The organism is Sphingomonas sp. LaA6.9 (assembly GCF_022601895.1).
Classification (GTDB): domain Bacteria; phylum Pseudomonadota; class Alphaproteobacteria; order Sphingomonadales; family Sphingomonadaceae; genus Sphingobium_A.
In genome coordinates this window covers 1-2,667 of the sequence record NZ_JAKVIO010000092.1, presented here as the reverse complement: position 1 = coordinate 2,667, position 2,667 = coordinate 1, and the positions used below count along the sequence as shown (strand labels likewise).

Here is a 2,667-nt window from a genome sequence, read left to right as displayed (position 1 = left end):
CCGGCTCGGCGCGTCAAGCGGCTTCGTCGGTCCTGCTACGGCGCTTGCGGCTGCCGTGACGCCCGATCAACAGGCCCGCGACCCCCATCGCGAACAGCGCGAAATCGGCGGGCTCGGGCACCTGCGTGCCGCCCGAGGATGACGAGGGCCCGCCGGAAGAGCCGCCGCTCGAGCTCCAGCCGCCCGACGAACTGTGGCCGCCCGATGAACCGCCCCATCCCCCGGAAGAGCCACCCCGTCCCGCGTGCGCGGGCGCTGCTACTGCCAGTGCGGCCGCAGACGCAACAAGTACAAGACGCATGATCGACATCGAACTGATCCCCTTAGGCTCTCGCTCCATTGTGCCTGAAGGCAGCAAGGAGCCTGCCATTTGGGGAAGATGCCGGGCCTCGTCGGCGATATGATGGTTAACGAAGATCGAGCCATTATGGTTAATGTAAAGCCGTTCGACATTAACCATGGGATAAATCGGCAGGATGTTAATCCCTTAGCCTGCGCGCACGGGAATTCCGGCACCGGCGAGCGCGGCATGCGCATCGGCGATGCTTGCCTCGCCGAAATGGAAGATCGAGGCGGCGAGCACCGCGCTCGCATGCCCCTCGACAATGCCCTCGACCAGATGACGAAGCGCGCCCACACCGCCGCTCGCGACCACGGGCACGCTGACCGCATCGGCGATCGTGCGCGTCAGCACCAGGTCATAGCCGTCGCGCGTGCCGTCGCGGTCCATCGAGGTCACCAGCAATTCGCCTGCGCCGAGCTCGGCGAGCCGGATGGCGTGCGCGACCGCGTCGATGCCAGTTTCGCGCCGCCCGCCATGCGTGAAAATCTCCCAGCGGCCCTCCGCCACGCGCCGTGCATCGACCGATCCGACGATGCACTGGCTGCCGAAGCGTTCGGCAATCTCTGCAACCACTTCGGGCCGGGATACCGCCGCGCTGTTGACCGCGACCTTGTCTGCGCCCGCGAGCAGCAGCGCGCGCGCGTCCTCGGGACTGCGGACCCCGCCGCCCACGGTGAGCGGCATGAAGCAGACTTCGGCGGTCCGGCGAACCATGTCGATCAACGTGCCGCGCCCCTCATGGCTCGCCGAAATGTCGAGAAAGCAGAGCTCATCGGCGCCCGCCGCATCATAGGCGCGCGCCGCCTCAACGGGGTCGCCCGCATCACGCAGGTCGACAAAATTGACACCCTTGACGACGCGCCCGTCCTTGACGTCGAGACATGGGATGACCCGTGCCCGGACGGTCACAGCGCGGCCACCGCCAGGGCTGCGGCCAGATCGAGCCTGCCGTCGTAAAGCGCGCGGCCCGTGATCACGCCCTCGATCCCGTCCCGGGCATGGATGGAAAGCATCCGGATGTCGCCGATCCCGGCCACTCCGCCGCTTGCGATCACCGGAATATCGGTGGCGCGCGCAAGGTCCACGGTCGCCTCGACATTGCAGCCCTTGAGCAACCCGTCGCGACCGACATCGGTGAACAGCAGGGCGGCGACGCCTGCGTCCTCGAAGCGTCGCGCCATGTCGATGATCGACACGTCGGATATGTCGGCCCAGCCCTGCGTCGCGACCATGCCGTCGCGCGCATCGACCGCGACGACGATACCGCCGGGAAAGTCGCGTGCGGCCTCGCGCACCAGTTGGGGGTTCTGCAGTGCCGCGGTGCCGATCACGACGCGCGCCACGCCGAGGTCGAACCAGCGCTCGATCGATTCGCGGCTGCGGATGCCGCCGCCCAGCTGGACATGACCCGGGAATGCCTCGACGATCGCTTTCACTGCTTCGCCGTTGACCGATCCGCCCGCAAAGGCGCCGTCGAGGTCGACCACGTGCAGGTGTCCGGCGCCCGCATCTGCGAACAGCAGCGCCTGCGCGGCGGGATCGTCTCCATAGACCGTGGCGCGCTCCATATCGCCTTCGGCGAGCCGCACGACCTGGCCACCCTTCAGGTCGATCGCGGGGAAAACGATAAGGCTCATGGCCGCCACTCCAGGAATCGGGCAAGGAAATCGAGCCCGTAACGCTGGCTCTTCTCGGGATGGAACTGGACGCCGATCATCGCGTCGCGTGCAACCGCTGCGGTGACCGCGCCGCCATGATCGCTGAGGGCGACCACATGCGCGGGATCACTGGCGTCGAAGACGAAGCTGTGCAGGTAATAGGCTTCGCCCTGCTCGATGAGCGGATGCGGCGCCCCGGGCGTCACATCGTTCCAGCCCATATGGGGCACCTTGAGCGCGGGATCGGCGGGACGGAGCAGGCGGACCGTGCCGGGAATCCAGCCAAGCCCTTCCTCGCCGCCGAATTCCTCGCCGCGCGTCGCCATCAGCTGCATGCCGACGCAGATGCCCAGAAAGGGTCTGGCGCGTTTCAGGACCGCTTCGTCGAGCGCCGCGCGCATACCCGGTATCGCGTTCAGCGCGGCGGCGCAGGCCGCGAACGCGCCCACGCCGGGCAGCACGACGCGGTCTGCCGCCAGCACCGTGTCGGGATCAGCGGTCACGACGACGCCGGACGCGCCCGCGGCGCGGAGCGCGTTATGAACCGAATGGAGATTGCCCGCGCCGTAATCGATCAGCGCGATCCGCTCAGCCACCGCCCAGCGTTCCCTTCGTCGAGGGAATCGAATCGGCCTTGCGCGGATCGATCTCGACGGCCTGGCGCAG

General features: G+C 67.8%; 4 protein-coding genes and 1 pseudogene. All 5 read right to left on the bottom strand.

Annotated features, from left to right (window positions below):
* Positions 1-13 precede the first annotated feature (13 nt).
* On the bottom strand, positions 14-310 hold the full coding sequence (locus MKI88_RS21325; RefSeq protein ID WP_241633559.1) for a PEP-CTERM sorting domain-containing protein: 297 nt from the start codon (positions 308-310) through the stop codon (positions 14-16).
* Between the two features lie 177 nt (positions 311-487).
* A complete protein-coding gene (hisF, locus tag MKI88_RS21320) occupies positions 488-1,252 on the bottom strand; it encodes an imidazole glycerol phosphate synthase subunit HisF (protein WP_241633558.1) in 765 nt (254 codons plus the stop codon).
* Positions 1,249-1,980 carry a 1-(5-phosphoribosyl)-5-[(5-phosphoribosylamino)methylideneamino]imidazole-4-carboxamide isomerase gene (gene hisA / locus MKI88_RS21315; protein ID WP_241633557.1) on the bottom strand — a complete coding sequence of 244 codons (732 nt, stop codon included), beginning with the start codon at positions 1,978-1,980 and terminating at the stop codon, positions 1,249-1,251. The genes hisF and hisA overlap by 4 nt, the downstream gene beginning before the upstream one ends.
* Entirely contained in the window at positions 1,977-2,597 is a 621-nt protein-coding gene (gene hisH / locus MKI88_RS21310; RefSeq protein ID WP_241633556.1) for an imidazole glycerol phosphate synthase subunit HisH, read from the bottom strand. Before hisH ends, hisA begins: the two co-directional genes overlap by 4 nt.
* Positions 2,590-2,667, bottom strand: a pseudogene (locus tag MKI88_RS21305) (imidazoleglycerol-phosphate dehydratase); the annotation flags it as partial. The pseudogene MKI88_RS21305 and the gene hisH, both read right to left, overlap by 8 nt.

Excerpts from the sequence above, each read along its gene's own strand:
- MKI88_RS21325 (WP_241633559.1), bottom strand. The coding sequence starts at position 310 with ATGTCGATCATGCGTCTTGTACTTGTTGCGTCTGCGGCCGCACTGGCA.
- hisA (WP_241633557.1), bottom strand. The coding sequence starts at position 1,980 with ATGAGCCTTATCGTTTTCCCCGCGATCGACCTGAAGGGTGGCCAGGTC.